The sequence below is a fragment of the Photobacterium piscicola genome (assembly GCF_900166965.1).
GTDB lineage: Bacteria > Pseudomonadota > Gammaproteobacteria > Enterobacterales > Vibrionaceae > Photobacterium > Photobacterium piscicola.
Window position 1 is genome coordinate 263,951 of sequence record NZ_FUZI01000004.1, and the last position, 25,436, is coordinate 289,386.

Here is a 25,436-nt window from a genome sequence, read left to right on the forward strand (position 1 = left end):
CCAAAAATTATCATCAGGAAAGTATTATATGCAAAATTTCGGGATGTCATCCAAGCTCAATAATGTTTGTTATGACATACGTGGTCCCGTTCTTAAGCATGCAAAACGCATGGAAGAAGAAGGCCAAAAAATACTTAAACTTAACATTGGCAATCCGGCGCCATTTGGGTTTGATGCCCCTGATGAAATTCTGGTTGATGTGATCCGTAACTTACCAACATCACAAGGTTACTGTGATTCAAAAGGCATTTACTCGGCACGTAAAGCCGTCGTACAACATTATCAAAAAAGTGGCTTATTAGACATTGATGTTGAAGATGTTTTCATTGGTAATGGTGTCTCTGAATTAATTGTAATGGCGATGCAAGCATTACTAAATCATAAAGATGAAATTTTAGTACCGTCCCCTGATTATCCATTATGGACTGCTGCTGTTTCTCTTTCTGGTGGTACAGCGGTACATTACACCTGTGATGAGCAATCTGATTGGTACCCAGATCTTGATGATATCAAGAAGAAAATTGGACCTCATACGCGTGGTATCGTACTGATCAACCCTAACAACCCAACCGGCGCTGTTTATAGCCGTGAATTTTTATTAGAAATTGTTGAAATTGCACGTCAGCATAATCTGATTATTTTTGCCGATGAAATCTACGATAAAATTCTCTATGACGGTGCAAAACACACTTCGATTGCACCATTAGCACCAGACGTATTCTGCATCACGTTTAATGGCCTGTCTAAATCATACCGAGTATGTGGTTTCCGTGCGGGTTGGATGGTACTTTCTGGCGCAAAACACAAAGCAAAAGGCTATATTGAAGGCTTAGAAATGCTGTCTTCTATGCGCTTATGTGCCAACGTACCGATGCAACATGCGATTCAAACAGCACTTGGTGGTTACCAAAGTATCAATGAATTAATTTTACCCGGTGGCCGCTTACTGGAGCAACGCGATAAAGTTTATGATCTATTGACTCAAATTCCTGGGGTTTCATGTGTAAAACCTAAGGGCGCACTATACTTATTTCCCAAACTAGATCAGAAAAAGTTCAATATCGTTGATGACCAACGCTTTGCAATGGATTTCTTACTCCAAGAAAAAGTCTTAGTGGTTCATGGCACTGGCTTTAACTGGAAACAACCGGATCACTTCCGTATTGTTACCTTGCCTCGAGTTGATGATCTTGAACTAGCAATGGTGCGTTTAGAGCGCTTCCTGCACAGCTATCGTCAATAACAACCACGATAATAATACCGTTAAATAACGCCTCTCATTAGCCTCGATTTTTATCGAGGCTTTTCTTTATTCGCACCGTCAAACCATTCACAACTAATTCCCCCACCAACCCAACAGTATTGGTATACTCAAGCCATCAGTATTTTAGCTATAAGGGAACTCTCCCATGGAAAAAAGCCATTTTTTTGCGCATCTCGCTCGAATGCGTTTAATTCAACGCTGGCCACTCATGCGTTGTGTTGAAACTGAAAATATTTCAGAGCACAGTCTTCAAGTCGCTTTTGTCGCTCATGCGCTAGCACTGATTAAAAACCGTAAGTTTGGCGGCAATGTTAATCCTGAACGTATTGCATTATTAGGCATGTTTCATGATGTCAGTGAAGTGATCACCGGGGATATGCCAACCCCGATAAAATACTTTAACCCTACCATTGCTGAAGAATACAAAAAGATCGAGCTCGCTGCTGAACAAAAATTACTGTCGATGCTACCTGAAGAATTTCATGATGATTACGCACCACTGCTTGATAGCCACAAATTAGATCCTGAAAATGCCGCTATCGTGAAACAAGCCGATACTTTATGTGCTTATCTCAAATGCCTAGAAGAATTAAGTGCAGGTAATCATGAATTTACTAAGGCAAAAAAACGCCTAGAAGAAACCTTAGCTGAACGCCGCACACCTGAAATGGACTACTTTCTTACCACCTTTGCCGATAGCTTTAATTTAACGTTAGATGAGATCAGCTAATGACAGCCTTTATTATTGATCCTTGTTGGCAACAACGTCACAGCGACGAACAAAAAATGCGTCGCGATGATCATCGCTCGGCCTATCAACGTGATCGTGCACGAATCTTACACTCAGCCGCATTTCGACGTCTGCAAGCCAAAACCCAAGTACATGGTGCGGGTAATCATGATTTCTACCGCACCCGTTTAACTCACTCACTTGAAGCCTCACAGATAGGCACTGGCATTGTGGCACAGCTAAAATTAAAACAGCCCCAATTCCATTCATTACTCTCATCAACCAGTTTGATGGAGAGCCTTTGTCTGGCGCATGATATTGGTCATCCCCCGTTTGGTCATGGTGGTGAAGTTGCATTAAATTATATGATGCGCAATCACGGGGGTTTTGAAGGTAATGCGCAAACCTTCCGTATCGTTACTTTACTGGAACCCTACACTGAACATTACGGCATGAACCTCTCTCGGCGTACGTTATTAGGGCTACTTAAATACCCAGCATTACTGAGCCAAACAACAGCAGCAGAACGCGCTGCGGATGTGATGAATTTTCGTCATTTAAAAGCCAAACAATGGCACCCAGCAAAAGGGATTTATGATGATGATAAAACGGTCTTTGATTGGGTCTTAGCACCATTATCAGAGCACGACCGTCAATTATTTAAACAAATGCGTAATCACTCACCACGACCCGATCAACATAATAAAACACGCTTTAAATCACTTGATTGTTCAATCATGGAATTGGCGGATGATATCGCTTATGGGGTTCATGATCTTGAAGATGCAATCGTGATGGGAATCGTTAATCGCGATCAATGGCAAGAAGCTGTCGCATCAAAAATTGCTGAATGTGGTGATCCATGGCTAGAGCAACGAATTGGTGAAATAAGTGAACATATGTTTGCTAGTCATCATCAACGTAAAGATGCAATCGGCGCGCTAGTTAATGCTCTACTCACTTCAATTAGTATTGCACCAACCATTCAAGATGGCTTGCACAGTTTTGAAGAGCCATTATTAAAATGGAATGCCTTTCTATCACATCCAATGGAAAATGCATTGAATGTGTTGAAACAATTTGTCAGTGATTATGTGGTTAAAAAGCCTGAAATTCAGTTACTAGAATATAAAGGCCAACAATTAATCATGGAATTGTTTGATGCGTTTGCATCAGATCCTGAACGTTTACTACCAGAGTCTACTCGTAAGCATTGGCAGAGTGCCGTTGATAAAGGCGACAATGAAATGCGGATCATCGCTGATTATATTTCAGGTATGACAGATGGCTTTTCGCAGCGGCTGTACAACACCCTATTTCAACCATCAATTACCTTGGAAATAGGTAACGAAGGGCATGGGGTGTAGAGGATTCAATGCAGAAAATGACGGAATTGGGCTTTGCATTCACCAGCCTATTATCCGTCATCTCGGAAGTTGAGGCACGAAGCTATCCGTGATCTACTCACCGCGAACTTGAGCCTTAAAGACGCCAGTGAAAACCCTATATAACCACAGTAACTCTACGACGCGTAGACAATAGATTCCCTATCGCCCTCGCGGGCATTCACTGTAGGGAATGACGGGGTTGGGCTTTGCATTCACCAGCCTATTATCCGTCATCTCGGAAGTTGAGGCACGAAGCTATCCGTGATCTACTCACCGCGAACTTGAGCCTTAAAGACGCCAGTGAAAACCCTATATAACCACAGTAACTCTACGACGCGTAGACAATAGATTCCCTATCGCCCTCGCGGGCATTCACTGTAGGGAATGACGGGGTTGGGCTTTGCATTCACCAGCCTATTATCCGTCATCTCGGAAGTTGAGGCACGAAGCTATCCGTGATCTACTCACCGCGAACTTGAGCCTTAAAGACGCCAGTGAAAACCCTATATAACCACAGTAACTCTACGACGCGTAGACAATAGATTCCCTATCGCCCTCGCGGGCATTCACTGTAGGGAATGACGGGGTTATTATCCTTCTTCTCACAAATAATTGTTCTCAAACACCCCTTGTGGCATATGTTTTATCTGAAAATCTATCATGTGATTAAAAGTGGTTAACAACGGCGCAAACTTATCAGCATCAGCTTCAAACGCAGATAGGGCTAAATAGCCGGCTTCTACGGTTGAAACGCCCTGCTCTTTGGGTGATTTGCGAATACGATAATTACCATTGTCTGCATTGTCTAAATTAACTAACGGCAAATGGTGTAAATTGGTTGCCAATAGCCACATTTTATACGCTTTTTTCCATGTGCCATCTAATAGAATAACCGTCTGTAAACGTTGCTTCTTTGCTGTCGCAGCAACACTTGATATCGGCACTGAACCTTCACCAGGATAGACGACATACACATCACGTTCAGGATCAGCCAGTAAGCTATTAAGTTCATCATTATCAGAAAAATCTTCTCCAACCCAAAGTCGGCTATTTGGTAGAGAAAGTGATAATATTCTTGCTGTACCTATCGCACGTTTGATTTCAGATGGATGCTGTAAGATCCAGATTTCCGTTGTTGCTGTGATGTTTTCAATCCAGTGGCAAATACAGGCTTTTTTTGCCTTACCACAGTATTCACAATACCGACTCATTGAGGTTGCCTTGTCTATTCGCAATTACATTATTATCGCATTAATTATAGGGATTATTGCTCAAATCCCCCAACTACAGCCACTGTTAGTATGGGATCGCCAAGCGATACTTAATGGCGAGGTATGGCGGATCCTAACAGGAAATATTACCCACACCAATTGGATTCACCTCGCTATGAATGCGGGTGCATTTATTATTATCAGCTTTATTTTCCGCGCCCATTTTACACCGCGTTATTATAGCTTATTAATTTTAAGCATCAGTACCATCATAGGTTTAGGACTCTTTGCCACACAGATTACTTGGTATGCAGGGTTTTCAGGCGTATTACATGGCTTATTTGCATGGGGAGCGGTACGTGATATTCAAACTAAAACCAAAGGCGGTTGGTTGTTATTTGTCGGGCTCATAGCCAAGATAGGTTGGGAACAATGCTTTGGCGGCTCAGCAAGTTCAGCTGAATTAATAGGGGTACAAGTTGCCACTCAAGCCCATTTAATAGGGGCTATATCTGGTGCAATTATCGCGCTTGTCACAACCCGTAAAGCTTAAATAGTGCTCAATAAAAACGACAGGCGCTGGTGGCCTGTCGTAATAAATAAAGCCTATGTAATTGTTCACTACAACTTAATGCGCTTACGATTTTTATCGACTGTTGACACACCAATACCTTTGACTTTTGCAAGATCATCAGCAGAAGCAAACTTGCCATACTTAATACGATATTGAATGATATTTTCAGCTTTATCCGGCCCGATTCCTACTAATAATTTATCAAGCTGTTCTGCATTGGCATCATTAATATTCACAATAATATCAATACCTTTATGCTGATCAGGATTGGCATAAGTTACAGGGGCTAATACCAATGTTCCCGCTACAACGATGGCTTTAAACAGCTGATATTTTATTGTCATGTTCATTCTATTCCTTTTGAAAGTGAATACGAATAATATGCAATAAAGTTCTCACTGTAATAATAATGGCTATTTTATAGTTAAAAAAAAGACGGGTCGCACAAGGCGACCCGTCTGTTTACATTACAATTTCAATTAATCTTTCGATGCGTCTTGCATTGGGTAGCTAATCTCAGCTGATTCACGCAATGTTTTTAGCGTCGCAGCTAGATCTTCTTGAGCAAACATCTGCCCAATTTGCTCTGCAAACTGACCATTTACTTTTTCGCCAGCCAACTTCATGTTAACAACTTTATCAAGCGCGATGATTTCAACATTACCGTTGTTATCACGAGCCATACCGTAAGTTGCTTTACCTGCCGTTGGTTTAGGTAAACCAAATGCGACATTTGAAATGTTTGCATTTGGGCCTGAACGATTGATTGTTTGTTCGCCAGAGAAGCTGAAGCCATCTTTAGCAACAATATCATTCTTACCTTTACGAAGATCAGCGATGATCTCATCAGCTTTAGCTTGTGCTTGTTGTTCACCTTTTTGGTTCGCAACCAATGCATTCACCTTAGCAGCAACCTCTTTAAACGGTAATACAGCTTCAGCTCGCGCATCATCAACACGTACCACAACCACATGCTCAGGACCCACTTCAATCACGTCAGAGTTCATACCATCATCATGAACTTCAGGGCTCTGTAGTGTTTCTTGAACTTGCTTATTAGCCAACACGCCTTTTTCAGCCGCTGGTGTGATGTAACCTGTGTTAATAATTTTCGCATCAACAGCTTCAGCTGCAGCGTCAAGTGAATCTGGAGATTCAAACGCCACTTCAGCTAGCTTACTTTTCAGCTTATAGAACTCGTCAGCCGATTGCTGTTGTTGTAATTCAGCAACAATTTTTGCTTTAACATCAGCAAATGGTTTTACTTTTCCAGGTTTAATACCATCAAGTAAAATGATGTGGTAGCCAAATGATGACTTCACAAGGCCAGACATATCACCAGGCTTAGCAAGTGCAAAAGCTTCTTGCTCAAATGCTGGATCCATCATGCCTTTAGTGAACCACTCTAATTTACCGCCATCTTTAGCACTGAACGTATCATCAGATGATTGCTTAGCAACTTCAGCAAAGTTAGCGCCGCTCTGTAGCTTCGCCAGTAATGCTTCAGCTTTCGCTTTAGCCGCTGTTGTATCGCCTTTAATTAAGATGTGGCTAACTTCACGCTCTTCAGCAGAGCTAAACTTAGCTTGGTTATCTTTGTAGTATGTTTCAGCAGCTTGCTCTGATACTTTAATATCTTTAGTTAAGCCTTTATCTGATAGCTCGATGTAAGATACTTTGATTTGTGCAGGTCGAGTGAACAAGTTTGGATTTTGGTCGTAAAAATCTTGCGCTTCTTTATCGGTAACTTTTACTTTTTGAGTAAAGTCAGCAAGGTTCAGCGTTAATGTACGAACAACACGTTGTTGTGATTCAAGCTTACGCAACTCATCAGCTTCATCAGCTAACACAAAGTCACTGCCTTGTAATGCTGAAAGGAATTGCTGACGTAGCATATCTTTACGGATCGTTTCTGCAAACTGATCAGGCGTAAAACCAGCACGACGTAAAGCCATGTTGTATTGCTCGTTATTGAAAACACCATTAACGGCAAATGCAGGCATCGCAAGAATTTCTTGTTTTACTTGTGCATCGCTAACACTAAGACCAAGTTTATTTGCACGTTGTTGAATAAGTTCATCATTCACCATACGATCTAATACACTTTGACGGAATTGCTTCACATAAGCAGGATCGCTCATCAAAGTTGAAAAATAATCGCCCATACGCTGTTGCATACGGTTACGCTCATTTTGATAAACTTGCTCAAACTGACGCTGGCTAATATCTTTACCATTAATCTTTGCTGCAACTTGCTCATTTCCACTCGCCAGATAACTGCCGACGCCAGCAAATACAAAAGATAAAATAATTAGGCTTAGAATAATCTTAACCCAGATGCTGTTAGCGCCTTCGCGCAATCGCTCCATCATAATCTGCCGTCTCTCCTACTGTTCGATCTGGCTCGGTTTCGAACTACTATCAAATTAATGCACACTGCTACTGACATCACCATGATGACTGCACCATACTATTTACTACATGTTATATAACAACAACTGAATAGCTACTGCTATATCGATACTCGGTTTTAATTAACTTAGCTTTATCAATATAGATAACCTATGGCCGATAAGCCACATACAGCACTGAGAATTGTTACATAAACGCAATTAAACAACGCTATGATGAATATCACACAAGATATTTGTCGTAGTCTGTTGCTATGAGGCTATTTTAAGTAAAAAAAACGCATCAACCGATGCGCTTTGATTGTACCGAGTGAGTATACCCTTTCCGGTAGCAATTTTTAAGCCATGAAAACATGACAAAATACTGGCACAACGGCCAATATTTTTTAGTTTACAGAATCTTTAAGCGCTTTACCTGGTTTAAAACCAGGAACTTTTGCAGCTGCAATTTGAATCTCTGCACCTGTTTGTGGGTTACGGCCAGTACGTGCAGCACGCTCACGAACAGAAAAAGTACCAAAACCAACTAATGCAACTTGATCACCGCTTTTTAGGGTTTCAGTTACAGTTTCAATGAAGGCATCAAGAGCACGGCCAGCAGATGCTTTAGAAATATCAGCACTTTCTGCGATTTTATCAACTAGTTGAGTTTTGTTCACAATTAGATCCTCTGAATGAACCTTGATTACCACGCGGTAGTTAAGTCTGTACTCGCATAAAGGGTAATCAAGTAAAAAACATTATTACTTTGATAGATCATGATAAATAACTATCAAGGCTTAAAATTAGTTCGCATAATGCGGATTAGATGTACCTTATAGCCACACAAAAAAACGCTGACAAGTTTTTTAATCTTGAAAGCGTTTTTTCTTTAACTAATTTAGCTCTAGGTCACTATTTTGTACATTGACTAACTCAATGCCTGTCGGATTATTCTGCAATGCCAACATTAACACTTCATCAATCCAACGTACTGGACGCACTTCCAAATCAGCAATAACATTCTCTGGAATTTCTTCTAGATCACGTTCGTTCTCTTTTGGAATTAATACCGTCTTAATGCCGCCACGGTGTGCTGCTAGCAACTTCTCTTTCAAGCCACCAATCGGCAATACTTCGCCACGTAACGTGATTTCACCCGTCATCGCAACATCAGCACGCACAGGGTTACCTGTTAAGCTTGAGACCAAGGCAGTACACATAGCGATACCCGCACTTGGGCCATCTTTAGGTGTTGCACCTTCAGGTACGTGAACATGGATATCACGTTTTTCATAGAAATCACTCGCAATGCCTAAACGTTCAGCACGACTACGTACCACTGTCATTGCCGCCTGAATAGACTCTTGCATTACATCACCTAAAGAACCGGTGTAGGTTAGCTTACCTTTGCCCGGCATAGATTCAGTTTCGATAGTTAATAAATCACCACCAACTTCTGTCCATGCAAGACCTGTCACTTGACCAACTCGGTTGCTTTCGTCAGCTTTGCCGTAATCACAACGCTGTACACCTAAGTAATCTTTAAGATTATCTTGGCTAATCGATACATGCTTAATGTCTTTGTTTAATAAAATTTCTTTCACCGCTTTTCGGCATAGTTTAGAAATTTCACGCTCAAGACTACGTACACCCGCTTCACGAGTATAGTAACGAATAATCCCCATTAATGCTGAGTCTTCAATCGTTAACTCGCTCGGCTTTAATCCGTTACGTTGAATTTGCTTCTCAAGTAAATGATTTTTCGCAATGTTCAGTTTTTCATCTTCGGTATAACCAGAAAGACGGATCACTTCCATACGATCAAGCAATGGCCCTGGAATATTCATTGAATTCGAGGTTGCCACAAACATGACATCAGATAAGTCGTAGTCAACTTCTAAGTAATGATCGTTAAATGAACTATTCTGCTCAGGATCTAAAACTTCAAGTAATGCTGAAGCGGGATCGCCACGCATATCAGAAGACATCTTGTCAATTTCATCCAATAGGAACAGTGGGTTTTTCACTTCCACTTTTGCCATCTTCTGAATCAACTTACCCGGCATTGAACCAATGTAAGTACGGCGATGACCACGGATTTCCGCTTCATCACGTACGCCACCTAATGCCATGCGCACGTATTTGCGTCCGGTTGCAGCAGCAATAGATTGACCTAACGATGTTTTACCCACACCAGGAGGACCGACAAGACAAAGAATTGGTCCTTTAAGCTTGTTAACACGGCTTTGCACTGCGAGATATTCAAGGATACGTTCTTTAACCCGCTCTAAACCGTAGTGATCGGCGTTAAGAATTTCTTCAGCTTTAGCAAGATTCTTCTTCACTTTAGAACGCTTATGCCAAGGCACGCTTAACATCCAATCGATGTAGCCACGTACAACAGTCGCTTCAGCAGACATCGGTGACATCATCTTTAGCTTTTGCAGCTCTTGCTCAGTTTTTTCACGTGCTTCAGCTGGCATCTTTGATGCTTCAATCTTAAGCTTTAACGCTTCAAATTCATCTGGTGCATCGTCAAGCTCACCCAACTCTTTCTGGATAGCTTTCATTTGCTCGTTAAGATAGTACTCGCGCTGACTTTTCTCCATCTGCTTTTTAACGCGTCCACGGATACGTTTTTCAACTTGCAGCAGATCGATTTCAGATTCCATCATTGCCATCAAGAACTCTAAACGCTCTGTGATATCAACAATTTCAAGCACTTTCTGCTTATCCGCTAATTTCAATGGCATGTGCGCAGCGATGGTATCAGCCAAACGCGCAGCATCATCAATGCCATTTAGCGATGTTAAGACTTCAGGTGGAATCTTTTTATTTAGTTTGATGAACCCTTCAAACTGACTTATCGCAGTTCGAACGAGAACTTCTTGCTCACGCTCATCCATTTCTGGCGTAACCAAAAACTCAGCATTTGCAGTAAAAAACTCATCATCAGTTAGATCTTCAACTTTGGCACGTTGTTGGCCTTCAACCAACACTTTTACCGTACCATCAGGTAGTTTCAATAACTGCAGAATCGTTGCAACTGTACCAACATCATAAAGATCAGTGATCGACGGTTCGTCTGTGGCTGCTTCTTTTTGAGCGACCAACAGAATCTGTTTATTGTTTTCCATTGCCGACTCAAGGCAACGAATTGATTTTTCCCGGCCCACAAACAATGGAATAACCATATGAGGGTATACCACTACATCACGTAGAGGTAGAACCGGGATCTCAAGGCGCTCAGAACGCTCCAGGTTCATATTCTTCTCTCTTCCTGTCCATACTAATCGTATTAAATAACTCGACTGGATACAGCATAGTTACTTAATACGATTAGAGTTAGCTTATATTGAGTATATGGGGGTGAAGCATCAAGTTTCAATGTATGAAATGTCAGAAAATAAAAAAGGAGGCAAAAGCCTCCCTTTTTTAGCTTTTATGTGCAGATATTGAGCACTTACTCAGCACTAGCCGCTTCTTGTGGTTCTGTATTTTCGTAAATCAGTAATGGTTCTGACTCACCGTTAATTACAGACTCATCAATCACAACTTTACTCACACCAGCTAGAGACGGAAGCTCATACATGGTATCAAGTAATACTGCTTCAACAATAGAACGTAGGCCACGAGCACCTGTTTTACGCTCCATCGCTTTTTTAGCAATAGCGATCAACGCATCATCACGGAATTCTAATTCAACGTTTTCAAGCGCTAATAATGCTGCATACTGTTTAGTAAGGGCATTTTTAGGCTCACGTAAAATTTGAACTAACGCATTTTGGTCAAGTTCGCCAAGTGTTGCAGTAACAGGTAGACGACCGATGAATTCAGGAATTAAACCGTACTTCACCAAATCTTGTGGTTCAACTTTCTTAAACAAATCACTTAATGTGTCTGTTTGATCTTTTGAACGAACATCAGCACCAAAACCGATACCTGTACCTGTTGCTACACGTTGCTCAACCACTTTATCTAGGCCGGCAAATGCACCACCACAGATAAATAGGATCTTAGAAGTATCAACTTGTAAGAACTCTTGTTGAGGATGCTTACGACCACCTTGTGGTGGCACAGAAGCAACGGTACCTTCGATTAGCTTCAGCAATGCTTGCTGAACGCCTTCGCCTGATACATCACGTGTAATTGATGGATTATCCGACTTACGTGAAATCTTATCAATTTCATCGATGTAGACAATGCCGCGCTCGGCTTTAGCTACGTCGTAATCACATTTTTGTAGCAACTTCTGAATGATGTTTTCAACGTCTTCACCAACATAACCTGCTTCAGTTAATGTTGTTGCATCAGCCATTGTAAATGGAACATCAAGCATACGCGCTAGTGTCTCAGCTAATAATGTTTTACCACTACCAGTTGGACCAATAAGTAGGATGTTACTCTTACCTAATTCAACGCCATCACTATTCTTATCGCCATTACGTAGACGCTTATAGTGATTGTATACAGCAACAGCCAACACTTTTTTAGCGTGTGATTGACCGATGACATAATCATCTAAGTTGTCACGAATTTGTTGTGGTGTCGGCAGCTCGTCGCTATCGCTTTTCGTCATTACTTCTTTTATTTCTTCGCGAATAATGTCGTTGCATAAATCAACGCACTCATCACAAATATAAACAGAAGGACCGGCAATTAGCTTGCGAACTTCATGCTGACTTTTGCCACAGAAAGAGCAGTAAAGTAGCTTGCTACTACTTCCCTCTTTGCGCTTATCTGTCATTCGCTAACCTCTTTTATTGGGGTATCCCATCATTGTCTTGTCTTGAGTGTATAACAAGTCGACTTATTTTGCTTTACTAAACCCGCATCGCGAATTGCAAAATAAAACAGTTTAGTCACGCTTACTCAATACAGCATCAACAAGACCGTACTCTACTGCCTGATCTGCAGACATAAAGTTATCACGATCTGTATCACGCTCAATAATTTCTAATGGTTGACCAGTATGTTCAGCCAATAAGCCATTCAAACGTTGTTTAATCGTTAGAATTTCTTGTGCATGGATTTGAATATCCGATGCTTGACCTTGGAAGCCACCTAGTGGTTGGTGGATCATGACGCGAGAGTTAGGTAGACAATAACGCTTACCTTGAGCACCGCCAGCCAATAGGAATGCACCCATTGAACATGCTTGGCCCATACATACTGTACTAACATTTGGTTTAATAAACTGCATGGTGTCATAGATAGACATACCCGCTGTTACTGAACCGCCTGGAGAGTTAATGTAAAGGAAAATGTCTTTGTCTGGATTCTCTGACTCCAAAAATAGCAACTGGGCTACAACTAAGTTAGCCATATGATCTTCAACCTGACCGGTTAAGAAAATCACACGCTCTTTTAGGAGACGGGAATAAATATCGTAAGAACGCTCACCACGAGAAGTCTGCTCGACCACCATCGGTACCAGCGCATCCATAATCGGTGACATGCCGTTTTGTGCTTGGTAGCTCATAATCTTATTTCCCTAAAATAAATGGCCCGAATGAAAATATTCACACGGACCATTGTTAGCAGAAGACTTGAGAGAATGTCAAATCTCTACAGCAATTTCAGTAAATTAAGCAGCAGGATTCATTAGATCGTTGAAGCTAACTTCTTTATCTGAAACCTGAGCTTTAGCTAGAAGTGCATCAATTGCTTGCTCTTCTAGAGCAACGTTGCGCATATTATTCATTAGCTGCTCGTTGCTTGCGTAGTATTTAACTACTTCTGTTGGATCTTCGTATGCAGAAGCCATTTCAGCGATGATTGCGTTAACACGCTCTTCGTCTGCTGTTAGTTCTTCAGCTTTAATTACTTCACCAACTAATAGACCAACAACTACACGACGCTTAGCTTGCTCTTCGAACAATTCACGTGGTAGTTCAGGCATGTTCTTAGCATCGCCGCCAAAACGTTGTGCTGCTTGCTTACGTAGTGCTTCGATTTCTTGATCGATAAGCGCTGCAGGAACAGTGATGTCGTTTTGCTCAACAAGACCGTTAAGAACTTGATCTTTAATGCGGCCTTTAACAGCTTGCTTAAGTTCACGTTCCATGTTCTTACGAACTTCAGTCTTAAGACCTTCAACAGAACCGTCTTCAACACCAAACTTAGCAACAAACTCTTCAGTTAGTTCAGGTAGCTGCTGTGCTTCAACTTTGTGAAGAGTGATAGCAAATACTGCTGACTTACCTTTTAGGTTTTCTGCATGGTATTCTTCAGGGAAAGTTACTTCTACAGTAAACTCTTCGCCTGCTTTATGACCAACAACACCTTCTTCGAAACCAGGGATCATACGACCTTGGCCCATAGCAAGTGCGAAACCTTCAGCTTTACCGCCGTCGAATTCTTCGCCATCGATAGTACCAACGAAATCGATAGTTACACGGCTATCAGCTTCAGCTGCTGCTTCAACGTCAGTCCAAGTAGCTTGTTGCTTACGTAGTGTATCTAGCATGCCGTCAACGTCAGCATCAGTTACTGTAACAACTGGCTTCTCAACAACAACTTTGTCTAGACCAACTAGTTCGATTTCAGGGAAAACTTCAAAAGAAGCTTTAAATACTAGATCTTTGCCTTCAGCCATTTCTACTGGAGTAAAAGTTGGCGCGCCTGCTGGATTGATCTTTTCTTTAACGATAGCTTCGATAAAGTGGCGGTGCATTACTTCACCTAGGATGTCTTGACGTACAGAAGCGCCAAACATTTTAGCAACCATCTTCATTGGTGCTTTACCTGGGCGGAAACCGTCGAAACGACGAGTTTTAGCAATTTTACGTAGTTCAGCAGCAACAGCATCTTCGATGTTTGCAGCAGGAACTGTAATAGTTAGGTGGCGTTCTAGACCTTCAGTGGTTTCAACGGTAACTTGCATTATATTTAACCTCAAAACTTACTCAGCTTTTCTGAGTGGTGTTGCCGAACAGCCATTTACTGACGGTGGCATCCTTTCATGTTACAGCTCGAAAACCATAACGCCTAAATTCTTTCATCAAGATTCTGATAGTAGGTCACCTACTTATCAGAGCGCGCTATTATAACGACACGTAAGCGTGACGTCGAGGTAGATACCTTTAAACGCGAGCGATCTCTTTAACTGCCTTACAAGATAGGGGCTAGAAATATCATTTCAAGGGGAAAAATGAAAATAATCGCTTTAAAACCCTTTTTTTTGGTTTAAATGTCGGAAAAACGAGCTAATTAGAAAAAATTTCAACAATAGTAGAATAGAAAAATAGTCGTGAAATAGATCTAACACTAGAAAATAAGAGATTGATGATTCAAAGAAATGATAATGAAGAGAAGAGATGGTACGCCCTGCAGGATTCGAACCTGCGACCACATCCTTAGAAGGGACGTGCTCTATCCAGCTGAGCTAAGGGCGCATCATTGTGTAGCAAGGAGCTACGAGGCAGGATTATACGTAGCTGTAAGGTAAGGTCAATCCCTTTACTCTATTTTTCCGATATCAAATGGCTAACTGGTTAAATATACAACAAAAACACCCTATTTAAGCAAATATTTCAAGCAAACCACGTCAAACATTCCTCCTCTTCCCTACTGATAATTTCTTTCGGCAACATTCTTTTTATTCGTCATTATCTACTCTTACCTTAATTCTTGATTCAATTTCAATATATTATCAAATAGCAAACGTTTGCTTAATGGTAATTACATTTGTAATCTGCCACAATATCAGCGTTGATACGTTAACCAACACAACAAAGGATCACCATGAGCGCTCAAATTATTGATGGGAAAATCATATCCCAAACTGTACGACAAGAAGTTGCTGCAAGAGTCAAAGCTCGCACCGATGCCGGATTACGCGCACCTGGGTTAGCGGTTGTTCTCGTAGGTCAAGATCCTGCCTCGCAGATTTACGTTGGTAGTAAACGCAAAGCGTGTGAAGAAGTTGGCTTTATTTCAAAATCATACGATTTACCCAGCACAGCATCTGAGCAGCAATTACTCGATTTGATTGATGAACTCAATCAAGACCCCACAATGGACGGTATTCTCGTGCAATTACCGCTACCTGCGGGTATGGATAGCACACGAATTCTTGAACGCATCGATCCAGAAAAGGATGTTGATGGCTTCCACCCTTATAATGTCGGCCGTCTTAGCCAGCGTATTCCTAAATTACGCTCATGCACTCCAAAGGGTATTATCACGCTTCTTGAACGTTATAATATTGAAGTGCGCGGTAAGCATGCCGTGATTGTTGGCGCATCAAACATTGTTGGACGCCCAATGACATTAGAGCTATTACTAGCAGGAGCAACGACAACAACCTGCCATCGCTTTACGCAAGATCTTGAAGGTCACATTCGCCAAGCTGATATATTGGTCGTCGCTGTCGGTAAACCTAATTTCATTCCTGGAGATTGGATTAAACCTGGCGCAACAGTGATTGATGTAGGTATTAATCGCCTTGAAAATGGCAAATTATGTGGGGATGTTGAATTTGATGTTGCTTGTCAACGTGCAAAGCATATTACACCAGTTCCGGGTGGTGTAGGACCAATGACGGTAGCAACCTTAATTGAGAATACGTTGCTCGCCTGTGAACAATACCATTCAGCATAAACACATGAGCGAACAACAATAGCGTATGATGGGATATACAAAAGCGAGTAGCAACATACTCGCTTTTTTATTGCTATTATTCTTTGTTTTTTACTAAATCAGTATTCTCTACACTGACTTTTACTTGTTTACCCAGCAAATTAATCAGCATAAATGAGCGTTTCTCACCATCAGGCTCATGATAAATAGCGTCAAGACCTTTAAATTTACCTTGCTCTAAGACTAATTTATCCCCCTGCTGAGGTAATGATTCAAACATATCTTTATATGAATCATTATCTTCATTAAGCATCAAATTATAAACAAGCTCTTCGCTAACAATTTGTGGCATTGCCCCCTGACGAATAAAATCTGCGACCCCACGCGTTGAACGTACCGTCGTGAAACTTAATTGTTCAGGATCAAAAGTAACAAAAACATAGCTTGGGAATAACGGCTCATAGCATTCACAACGTTTACCACGAACAATTTTTTCTACCACAACCTGAGGGTAATAACATTCAGCCCCTTGACGATCAAGATTGATCACTGCGCGTTCTTGTTCACTACGCTTACAATAAAGTAGATACCAATCTTTCATTATCAACCCCAATAAAATCTTAACTTTTATTAGTATATACAAAATTAATACTGATTTACATCTCTCACCTTTTACCTCGATTTTAGGATGGCATAGTGCCTTTATATTCTATGGCTATAGGTTTAAACGATATTATTGGCTAATATTCACCACTGAAATTGTAACATACATGAATATTCCCAACTGATGATATAAGCGACCAATATAAGACTCAAAAACAATATAAAAAGCTAATTTTAAAAGACAGAATAGTGTAAGATACAGCTCTGCATGATGGAATTTGATTTTTCATAACTGAGCAATAAATACACAATCGCTTATTTATCAGCTTCTTATAATGTTTTATTATTGTTCGTTAAATGTAAAAACTTGCAGTTAAATATATTGTGCTTTATAAACCTACATGAATGAGCAAACACACACTAATTAAAATAAAATAGAGAATCCTATGAGTCATAATAGTAGTGGTACCCTTCTGGGCCACCCAAAAGGCTTGTTCCTTTTATTTGGAACAGAGCTATGGGAACGCTTTTCTTATTACGCAATGCGAGCAATTCTGGTTTTATATCTAACAGATAAAACCATTGATGGCGGTCTTGGGTGGACCACAGAAGAAGCGCTTAACTTATACGGTATCTACACTGGCTTAGTTTACTTTACTCCTCTTATTGGTGGTTGGGTTGCCGACAACATTTTAGGTCAACGTCGCTCCATTATTATTGGTGGCGTATTGATGGCTATTGGTCAATTTACGCTAGCCCTACCTCACAGCGTTGTTGATCCCCATGCTGTTACCGCTTTCTATGTTGGTTTAGCGTTCCTTATTGTGGGTAATGGTCTATTTAAACCAAATATTTCAACTATGGTAGGTGACTTATACCCTGAAGGTGATAACCGTCGTGATGGTGCTTTCACTATTTTCTACATGGGTATTAATATTGGTTCACTACTAGCCGGTGTTATTGCAGGTACAGCATCTGCTGTCTATGGCTGGAAAGCTGGCTTCCTATGCGCAGGCGTAGGTATGTTAATGAGTTTATTAATTCAAGTTTTCTTTGCTCAACGTTACCTAGGTGATATCGGTACTGTACCGGCAGCTGTACGTGACGCGGCAAATAATGCTAGCGGCAAAAAAGAACCACTAACGAAAATTGAACGTGATCGTTTAAAAGTAATTTTGGTAATGTGTACTTTTGTTATCGTATTCTGGGCAGGCTTTGAACAAGCCGGCGGCCTAATGAATATTTACTCTCAAGAATACACTAACCGTATGATTGGTAACTTTGAAGTACCAGCAGCATGGTTCCAATCACTGAACCCATTCTTCATTATTCTATGTGCACCATTGCTTGCTGCATTATGGGTTAAAATGGGTAAAAGTGAGCCAAATTCACCGGTTAAATTTGCGTTAGCAATGTTCTCTCTTGCTCTGGGTTTTGCTTGTATGATCGGTGCTGCGCTAGAACAAAATGGCGACGTAACTGTTAAAACATCAATGATGTGGCTAGTCGGTGCATACTTCTTCCATACAATTGGTGAGTTATGTCTATCACCAATTGGTCTATCAATGGTAACGAAATTAGCACCATTACGTCTTGCGTCATTAATGATGGGTGCATGGTTTGGTGCTAACGCCATTGCAAACTACATTGCAGGTGTTGTTGGTGCAAGTATCGGTCAAGCAGGCCCACTTGCTATCTTCTCTGGTATTGCAATTACAGCGGTTGTTGCAGGTGTATTACTGCTGTTGTTCTCTAACAAGCTTATCTCGTGGATGCACGGCGCTGAAGGCGCAGCTTATAACGATGACAATGATACTAAACCACAACCAGCAAATGCTTAAGTTGTGATGTGAAATAAAAAAGGGGATGCCATGCATCCCCTTTTTGTTTGTCTTATTTTTACTAACAGATATTCGTTTAGGTAACCGTTTCAAAGTTAACACTAAAATTAGCATGACTAATATCACAAAGAGACAATCGACCACCAATATCAGACATGGGTAAAATAACGAGTGGATTATCACAAGCTCGATCCCCTAACCATTGTCCTGCAGCTATCATTGCACATTGCTCACCCACTTGTAGCTTTCCGCCAAGCCCTGCTGCAATAAGATGTAATTGTTTCTCAGCTAAATTGAAAACACCAAATAAGCCTTTTACTGGTGTAGCGTAACCTGAATATTGCAAACCTAACTCGATTTGAGCCACTAAATGCTGCACACTGCTTAGATAGTTACCTTGCTGACGTAAGAAGTCGTTAAAACAAGCTCTGATCAATAATGCAGTCGCAGTGCTATTTTCACCACCAGAGCTAGTATCAACCATATAGAACGCCAACTGGCCATCAATCAACCAGATATAATCAAAGATAACCGGTGAGATCTCAGCTGCTTGTAACGCCCGATAACTCAGTTTCCAACGTCCGTAACGAGATTGAAGATCAGGCATTAACCCCATTAATAATTCACGGGCAGCCTGAGGATTATTTTTTAACTCTGAAATATGCCATTGTAGTTCTTCTTCAACTAACCCTGAATCATCGCCATCGATAACCCAGCGTTGAGAAAAATCCTGTTGCTTTTGTCGTGCACTGTCTTGCATTTTTAATACAGAAATAATTGCTGATTTCAGTATCATAATATTATCAATCGGTTTAATTAAAAAATCTTTAACCCCTAACCGTAATGCTTGAGCAACATCCGTCATATTGCCAGTCCCCGAGATCACAATCACGGGTATCATTGGATACTGCAATGCCACTTCTTCAACAAACTCCATTCCGGTCATGACAGGCATCGACAAATCACATAATAATAAGTCTGGAATCTCGTCTTTCAGGGCTCTTAATCCAATCAGACCATCTTCTGCTTCTCGTACCTGACATCCTTGGCTATTTAAAAAGCCAACCAGCATAGTGCGAAACACAGGATCATCTTCTACGATAAGTATGTTTTTCCCTTTAAGCAAAAGTATCTCCTTTTTCATGACTACGTCTATGAGTGTATAAGCTAAAGTTAGCAACACCAACTACGATCACCAAATTTTATAATGGGCTCTTATTTCAAGAACACACTATCACTAAGCATAGAGAATAATTAGCAGCTTATAACGGTTTATATTTACCACTAAAATAGTCACATCATAAAACATTTAATAAGCAAATAATAAATAACTCAAACTCAAACAAAAAATTTATAAAATATCCACCTCAGACCAATAAATATAGGGCCTAACATATTTTTATTAAAAATACATAACAAAAGGGGGTGATTTTGACTCGTTTTGTTATACAATTACCCATTATCAGTTTTCACAAATGACTTTGATATGAAACTTGACGATCTAAACCTATTCCGCATGGTTGTGGAAAATGGTAGTTATACCGCTGCATCACGCAAGACACAGGTACCCGTTGCGACGCTAACCCGCCGCATCCAAGCACTTGAAGAAGGCCTTAATATTCGCCTTTTAAATCGTCATGCTCGTAAGCTGTCGCTGACTGAAGCCGGTCAGAAGTTTTATCATGACTGTGCGCCATTGTTACAACAGCTACTTGATACCACTGAGCATATCAGTGAAGAGTGCAAAGGCGCTGCTGGTAAATTACGAATTGCTGCACCGACCAATATCACCAAGGTGATGTTACAGCCGTTGTTAACTGCATTTATGCAGGAACATCCAGCGATCAGTATTCAGTTATTTATGAGCAATGAACCCGATCAACTTGATCCAACCGACTGGGATGTTATGTTCCGTGTTGGTCCTCAACGCGATTCAACGCTTATTGCACGTCGTATTAACGAAGTAAAAGATATTCTAGTCGCAAGTCCTGATTATCTTAAGAAAAACCCAGAACCTAAGCATGCTCAGGATCTACATGAACATACGCTATTAAAAGGTAATCCGCTGTTACGCTGGCGTTTAACCAACCAAAATGGCGAAACGGTTACAATCAACGAGCGCGCACGCTTTGAAGCAAGTGAACTCAATGTAATTCGTAAAGCATGTAGTGCAGGTCTTGGTATTACACTGATGCCAAACGTAATGTTAGAAAAATACATTGCCGCTGGTGATGTGGTACAGGTACTTAAAAACTGGTCAGCTAACCCACGTGACGTATATTTGATTTATAACCACCGTGATTACCAACCAGAAAAACTACGTCTATTTATTGATTTTGCAAGTCATTACTTTGATCTTGAAAAACACTAATTAGAATTAGTTTCCTCAAAAAAAACAGAGAAAAATGCCGCCAAATAATTAGGAGCGGCATTTTCATTTGTTGTTATTTATAACAGCCTTACCCATAATTTTTGTGCATTGCATTTTATTATTCTGCATTAGTATTTAAAGCATTCTCACGCCAGCATTATCTCTGTTGTTTCATCATCTTGTTTTGCGATCACCTTCATCACTCATAACAGATTTAATAAGTGCACCTAGCATCAACAAAACTGGCACAAACGAAAACACACCAACAAAAAAGCGATGGTGATCAAACCATCGCTTTGTCGTGTTCGTTACTGTGACTTAACAAATAAAATCACATACCTTCGTTATACAACTCAAGGCTAGCTAAATCTTGTTGTAATTCAGACTGTAATTTTGAATCTTCATTACGTAACGCATCAAGATAATCAAGATATTGTTGATCGACATCGCCTGTCACATAACTGCCATTAAAGACCGATGTTTCAAATAGCGTAATGTCAGGATTACCTTCGGCTACCGCTGCCACTAAATCACTTAAATCTTGAAAAATCAGGCCATCAGCGCCAATCAATTTACCGATTTCATCCACTTCACGACCATGTGCAATTAACTCATTAGCACTTGGCATATCAATACCGTAGACATTTGGGAAACGAACTTCAGGTGCGGCTGATGCTAAATAGACTTTATTCGCTCCTGCATCACGAGCCATCTCAATGATCTGCTCAGATGTAGTACCACGCACAATCGAATCATCCACCAACAATACGTTTTTATCTTTAAATTCAGAACGAATCGCATTTAACTTACGACGCACAGATTTACGACGCATCTGCTGGCCTGGCATGATAAAGGTACGGCCAACATATCTATTTTTAACAAACCCTTGACGATAAGGCTTATCCAACGTACGCGCGATTTCCAGCGCACTATCACATGAGGTTTCAGGAATAGGGATCACCACATCAATATCAATGTCAGCCCACTCGCGCTTAATTTTTTCACCTAGCTTAGTGCCCATCGCTAAACGCGCACCATACACTGACACTTTATCGATAAAGGAATCTGGGCGGGCAAAATAGACAAACTCAAACACACATGGATTAAGCTGTGGGTTAAGTGCGCATTGCTGCGTGTAAAGCTCACCATTAAAAGTGATATAAATTGCCTCACCAGGGGACACATCACGCATAAAATCAAAACCAACAGCATCCAATGCCACTGATTCTGACGCAACCATATACTCAATTTGGCCGTTTTCTTCACGTTTACCTAAACACAATGGACGAATACCATTAGGATCACGAAAAGCAATTAAACCATGGCCAATAACTAGAGCAACAACCGCATAAGCTCCTTTTACAATATTATGGACATCGCTTACTGCTTTAAATATATCGTTCGGACTAATGGGATAAGTTTGGCTCTGTGCTAATTGGTTCGCCAGCACATTCAGTAAAATTTCCGAATCAGAGGTGGTATTCACATGACGCTTAGTTTGTTCAAACAAGGTTTCTCGAATATCCGCCGCATTGGTTAAATTACCATTGTGCGCTAAAGAAATACCATAAGGAGAGTTAACATAAAACGGTTGCGCTTCTGAAACACTAGAACTCCCTGCCGTTGGGTAACGCACATGTCCAATACCCACATTACCTTGTAAGCGCTGCATATGTTTAGCTTCAAAGACATCACGAACTAAACCATTCGCTTTACGCAGACGGAAACGATTGCTTTCTAAGGTACAAATACCCGCAGCATCTTGGCCGCGATGCTGTAACACTGTAAGTGCATCATAGATAGACTGGTTTACCGGGGTAGATCCCACGATTCCAACAATACCACACATTCCCTTAATCCTCGTTCTGCATAAAATAACAGCTGCTAACATTACTGCTTATAACAATAACGTCAGCAACCGCAGTTAATCTTGCACTATTTAATGCTATGTAAAAAACTAGAGCTTTCTTTGATATATTCGAAGAACCATTCTATTACTGCACCAAATTGAGGTATTAACTCAGATTTCTTCCACCACTCTGAGCTAGATAACCCGGTAAAGGTGTCAGTAAAGAACAATACCGCAGCGACAATAAGCACACCACGAACCGCACCAAAAACAACCCCTAGAACACGATCAGTACCTGATAAACCAGTTTTTTGTACTAATTGACCGATAACATAGTTCACCACTGCACCAACAATCAGTGTCGCAATAAACAGCACGGCAATCGCACTACCATTACGCAACATCTTGTCATTGAAGTTAGTAAAATAAACCGCCAATTCAGTATAAAAATTACTTGCGACAAAAAACGCAGTAAACCAAATCACTAATGACAGTGCTTCTTTAACAAAACCACGGACCAAACTTACCATTGCTGAAAAGCAGATCACGCCCAGTATTACATAATCAATCCAGATCATTTTTGTTATTGCTCGTTTTGTTGATGGGTATTCTAACAGAAAAAACGCTTACGCAAACGTTTACCTAAGGATTTATTGCATCAAATCGGTTCAATTTACCGTTTAGACCCGTAATTTTTTTCAATTCCGCAATTTGACCAGCTAGCTTCGCTTTTGATACATCAGGACCAACAACAACCTTTACATATTGACCAGGTTTAGCATTACGCGGAATTAATTGTGCTTGATAACCATTCAAACGCAGTTTTGCAATTAAAGCATTGGCGTTGTCAAAATTACCAAAAGTACCCATTTTAATTACCCAAGCTGAACTTGTTGTAACGGGTGTTTTTATTACAGGTTTTGGTTTTTCAACCGGTTTCACAGTAGGTTTTACTACCGGCTTAACAGCAACTGTTTTTTCAACCACGGGTTGTGGCTCAGCTGACGGTTGATTATCAGATTCAATGGTATAGGTTTCATCACCAGATGAGGTTGACGTTTGTGTATCCGTCGTCGCAACAACGGGCTCTTGAGGCAACACAACATTTGCATTTTCAGGCTCAGGAATCGTTTTAGCTTCACTTTCGCCTCCCATTTTTGGTTGTAATGGGATACTTGCAAACTCTTCTTTATAATGTTCTTTCTTGCCATCGAAAAAATCGGGTAGAAAAATAACACCTACCGCGACTAAAATAATGGTTCCAATTAGTCGATTTTGAAATTGACTCGCCACAATGACTCCTGTTGGTATCTAAACGAGAACACTGCACAATCACAATGTGCTCTCTTCACGTTCTACAACTTTAAATGAGTGGTTATTTGACCGACAGTGTAAAACGAGCCAAACACGATTACCACATCGTCAGCCCCTGCTTGTGTTAATGCTTGGTCAAATGCTAACTCAGGACACTCAAATCCACGACATCCTGTTGGTAAATGCAACAAAATCTCATCAGCAACCGCAGCACGAGGTCCAGTTAATGACGCCGGATACCAATAATCAACACTGTCACGCATAGCGGCAACGGTAGCGGCAATGTCTTTATCATGCAGCATTGCAACCACAGCATGGACTTTGTTTTTACCTTGTTGTGCTTTAATAGTGGCTAGTTGGGTCGCAAAATATTGTGCAGAATGTGGATTATGTGCCACATCCATAATAATTAATGGTTGTTCACTTACCCGCTGCATCCGCCCGGGTAAACGTGCATTACGCAAACCATCAACAATATTTTGATCGCTAATATCGAGCTCAGTGACCGACAACGCCATTAATGCTGTCGCAGCATTGGGTAAAGGTAGTTGTGGTAAAGGCAAGTCCGTCAGCGCAAAAGCACCAGATTGCCACTGCCAACGATCCCCCTCAACATGATAATCAAACTGATAACCCACTTGGTAAAGCTCAGCACCAATATCATCAGCATGTGCAGGCACTGTTGCTGGCGGATGTGGCTGTCCACAAATCGCAGGCTTGCCACCACGAAAGATACCCGCTTTTTCATAACCAATAACATCAATGTTATCGCCAAGCCAATCAACATGATCAATTGCTAAGCTAGTGATCACACATACATCATGATCAACAATATTGGTCGCATCCAAGCGGCCACCTAAACCAACTTCTAATACCACCACATCAACTTGATGCTGCTTAAATAATGTCAGCGCAGATAACGTACCAAATTCAAATAAACTTAAACTGGTTTCACCACGTGCCGCCTCTACACTCGCAAATGCTTGGCAATGTTCACTATCATCAAGTTCTTGGTTGTTAATTCGTACTCGTTCGTTATAACGCACTAAATGAGGCGAACTATAAACCCCGACTTTATAACCAGCAGCCAATAGAATAGCTTCAAGCATGGCGCAGGTTGAGCCTTTACCATTGGTTCCCGCAACGGTGATCACACACGGAGCAGGCTTGATAAGCTCGGCACGTTGCGCGACTAAGCGAACGCGGTCTAGTCCTAAATCAATGGCGCTAGTATGAAGTTGTTCAAGATATTGTAGCCATGTTGAAAGCGCGGCTGTCGCTTGAGGAGGAGTCAATCCTGACATTGAAATCATTC

General features: G+C 41.0%; 21 protein-coding genes and 1 tRNA gene. 7 read left to right on the forward strand and 15 right to left on the reverse strand.

The window, feature by feature from the left end:
• Window positions 1-28 precede the first annotated feature (28 nt).
• The 3 genes from CZ809_RS12600 to CZ809_RS12610 all read left to right on the forward strand — a co-directional run bounded on the left by CZ809_RS12600 (window position 29) and on the right by CZ809_RS12610 (window position 3,361).
• Window positions 29-1,243, forward strand: a complete 1,215-nt coding sequence (locus CZ809_RS12600; protein WP_080157981.1) for a pyridoxal phosphate-dependent aminotransferase — start codon at window positions 29-31, stop codon at window positions 1,241-1,243.
• Window positions 1,244-1,409: 166 nt separating this feature from the next.
• On the forward strand, window positions 1,410-1,994 hold the full coding sequence (yfbR, locus tag CZ809_RS12605; RefSeq protein WP_080157982.1) for a 5'-deoxynucleotidase: 585 nt from the start codon (window positions 1,410-1,412) through the stop codon (window positions 1,992-1,994).
• Window positions 1,994-3,361 carry an anti-phage deoxyguanosine triphosphatase gene (locus CZ809_RS12610; RefSeq protein ID WP_080157983.1) on the forward strand — a complete coding sequence of 456 codons (1,368 nt, stop codon included), beginning with the start codon at window positions 1,994-1,996 and terminating at the stop codon, window positions 3,359-3,361. The genes yfbR and CZ809_RS12610 overlap by 1 nt, the downstream gene beginning before the upstream one ends.
• Before the next feature lie 623 nt (window positions 3,362-3,984).
• Here CZ809_RS12610 and CZ809_RS12615 read toward each other — a convergent pair.
• Window positions 3,985-4,593 (reverse strand): tRNA-uridine aminocarboxypropyltransferase, encoded by a 609-nt coding sequence (locus tag CZ809_RS12615; RefSeq protein WP_080157984.1) that lies wholly within the window; start codon window positions 4,591-4,593, stop codon window positions 3,985-3,987.
• 10 nt (window positions 4,594-4,603) lie between these two features.
• Between CZ809_RS12615 and rrtA the strand changes: the two genes are divergently transcribed.
• Window positions 4,604-5,146: a rhombosortase gene (rrtA, locus tag CZ809_RS12620; protein ID WP_235865939.1), complete on the forward strand. Its 543-nt coding sequence runs from the start codon at window positions 4,604-4,606 to the stop codon at window positions 5,144-5,146.
• A gap of 68 nt (window positions 5,147-5,214) precedes the next feature.
• Here rrtA and CZ809_RS12625 read toward each other — a convergent pair whose 3' ends face one another.
• The 8 genes from CZ809_RS12625 to CZ809_RS12660 form a co-directional block, all read right to left on the reverse strand.
• Complete coding sequence (locus CZ809_RS12625; RefSeq protein ID WP_080157985.1) at window positions 5,215-5,517, reverse strand: ComEA family DNA-binding protein; 303 nt, start codon at window positions 5,515-5,517, stop codon at window positions 5,215-5,217.
• A gap of 129 nt (window positions 5,518-5,646) precedes the next feature.
• Window positions 5,647-7,539 (reverse strand): peptidylprolyl isomerase, encoded by a 1,893-nt coding sequence (ppiD, locus tag CZ809_RS12630; RefSeq protein WP_080157986.1) that lies wholly within the window; start codon window positions 7,537-7,539, stop codon window positions 5,647-5,649.
• A 425-nt stretch (window positions 7,540-7,964) separates the two neighbouring features.
• A complete protein-coding gene (gene hupB, locus CZ809_RS12635) occupies window positions 7,965-8,237 on the reverse strand; it encodes a nucleoid-associated protein HU-beta (RefSeq protein ID WP_080157987.1) in 273 nt (90 codons plus the stop codon).
• Between the two features lie 216 nt (window positions 8,238-8,453).
• Window positions 8,454-10,826 carry an endopeptidase La gene (gene lon / locus CZ809_RS12640; RefSeq protein ID WP_080157988.1) on the reverse strand — a complete coding sequence of 791 codons (2,373 nt, stop codon included), beginning with the start codon at window positions 10,824-10,826 and terminating at the stop codon, window positions 8,454-8,456.
• A gap of 197 nt (window positions 10,827-11,023) precedes the next feature.
• Window positions 11,024-12,307, reverse strand: a complete 1,284-nt coding sequence (gene clpX, locus CZ809_RS12645; protein ID WP_080157989.1) for an ATP-dependent protease ATP-binding subunit ClpX — start codon at window positions 12,305-12,307, stop codon at window positions 11,024-11,026.
• 111 nt (window positions 12,308-12,418) lie between these two features.
• Window positions 12,419-13,042 (reverse strand): ATP-dependent Clp endopeptidase proteolytic subunit ClpP, encoded by a 624-nt coding sequence (clpP, locus tag CZ809_RS12650; protein ID WP_080157990.1) that lies wholly within the window; start codon window positions 13,040-13,042, stop codon window positions 12,419-12,421.
• Window positions 13,043-13,147: 105 nt separating this feature from the next.
• Entirely contained in the window at window positions 13,148-14,446 is a 1,299-nt protein-coding gene (gene tig, locus CZ809_RS12655; protein WP_080157991.1) for a trigger factor, read from the reverse strand.
• A 434-nt stretch (window positions 14,447-14,880) separates the two neighbouring features.
• Window positions 14,881-14,957 (reverse strand) — tRNA-Arg (locus CZ809_RS12660).
• A 349-nt stretch (window positions 14,958-15,306) separates the two neighbouring features.
• On the opposite strand from CZ809_RS12660, the gene folD reads away from it, so the two are divergent.
• Entirely contained in the window at window positions 15,307-16,164 is an 858-nt protein-coding gene (gene folD, locus CZ809_RS12665) for a bifunctional methylenetetrahydrofolate dehydrogenase/methenyltetrahydrofolate cyclohydrolase FolD (protein ID WP_080157992.1), read from the forward strand.
• A gap of 76 nt (window positions 16,165-16,240) precedes the next feature.
• Here the strand turns inward: folD and rfaH are convergent, their stop codons facing one another.
• Complete coding sequence (gene rfaH, locus CZ809_RS12670; RefSeq protein ID WP_080157993.1) at window positions 16,241-16,744, reverse strand: transcription/translation regulatory transformer protein RfaH; 504 nt, start codon at window positions 16,742-16,744, stop codon at window positions 16,241-16,243.
• 448 nt (window positions 16,745-17,192) lie between these two features.
• Here rfaH and CZ809_RS12675 point away from each other — a divergent pair, with 448 nt between their 5' ends.
• Entirely contained in the window at window positions 17,193-18,587 is a 1,395-nt protein-coding gene (locus CZ809_RS12675; protein ID WP_080157994.1) for a peptide MFS transporter, read from the forward strand.
• Between the two features lie 76 nt (window positions 18,588-18,663).
• On the opposite strand, the gene CZ809_RS12680 is transcribed toward CZ809_RS12675, so the two are convergent.
• Window positions 18,664-19,713, reverse strand: coding sequence for a response regulator (locus tag CZ809_RS12680; RefSeq protein WP_080157995.1), 1,050 nt, complete (start codon window positions 19,711-19,713; stop codon window positions 18,664-18,666).
• 360 nt (window positions 19,714-20,073) lie between these two features.
• Here CZ809_RS12680 and CZ809_RS12685 point away from each other — a divergent pair, with 360 nt between their 5' ends.
• Window positions 20,074-20,958 carry a LysR family transcriptional regulator gene (locus CZ809_RS12685; protein WP_080157996.1) on the forward strand — a complete coding sequence of 295 codons (885 nt, stop codon included), beginning with the start codon at window positions 20,074-20,076 and terminating at the stop codon, window positions 20,956-20,958.
• Between the two features lie 331 nt (window positions 20,959-21,289).
• On the opposite strand, the gene purF is transcribed toward CZ809_RS12685, so the two are convergent.
• The 4 genes from purF to folC form a co-directional block, all read right to left on the reverse strand.
• Window positions 21,290-22,807, reverse strand: a complete 1,518-nt coding sequence (gene purF / locus CZ809_RS12690) for an amidophosphoribosyltransferase (protein ID WP_080157997.1) — start codon at window positions 22,805-22,807, stop codon at window positions 21,290-21,292.
• A gap of 86 nt (window positions 22,808-22,893) precedes the next feature.
• On the reverse strand, window positions 22,894-23,385 hold the full coding sequence (gene cvpA / locus CZ809_RS12695; protein ID WP_045035698.1) for a colicin V production protein: 492 nt from the start codon (window positions 23,383-23,385) through the stop codon (window positions 22,894-22,896).
• 64 nt (window positions 23,386-23,449) lie between these two features.
• On the reverse strand, window positions 23,450-24,100 hold the full coding sequence (dedD, locus tag CZ809_RS12700) for a cell division protein DedD (RefSeq protein ID WP_080157998.1): 651 nt from the start codon (window positions 24,098-24,100) through the stop codon (window positions 23,450-23,452).
• A 62-nt stretch (window positions 24,101-24,162) separates the two neighbouring features.
• On the reverse strand, window positions 24,163-25,425 hold the full coding sequence (folC, locus tag CZ809_RS12705; protein WP_080157999.1) for a bifunctional tetrahydrofolate synthase/dihydrofolate synthase: 1,263 nt from the start codon (window positions 25,423-25,425) through the stop codon (window positions 24,163-24,165).
• Between the last annotated feature and the right edge of the window lie 11 nt (window positions 25,426-25,436).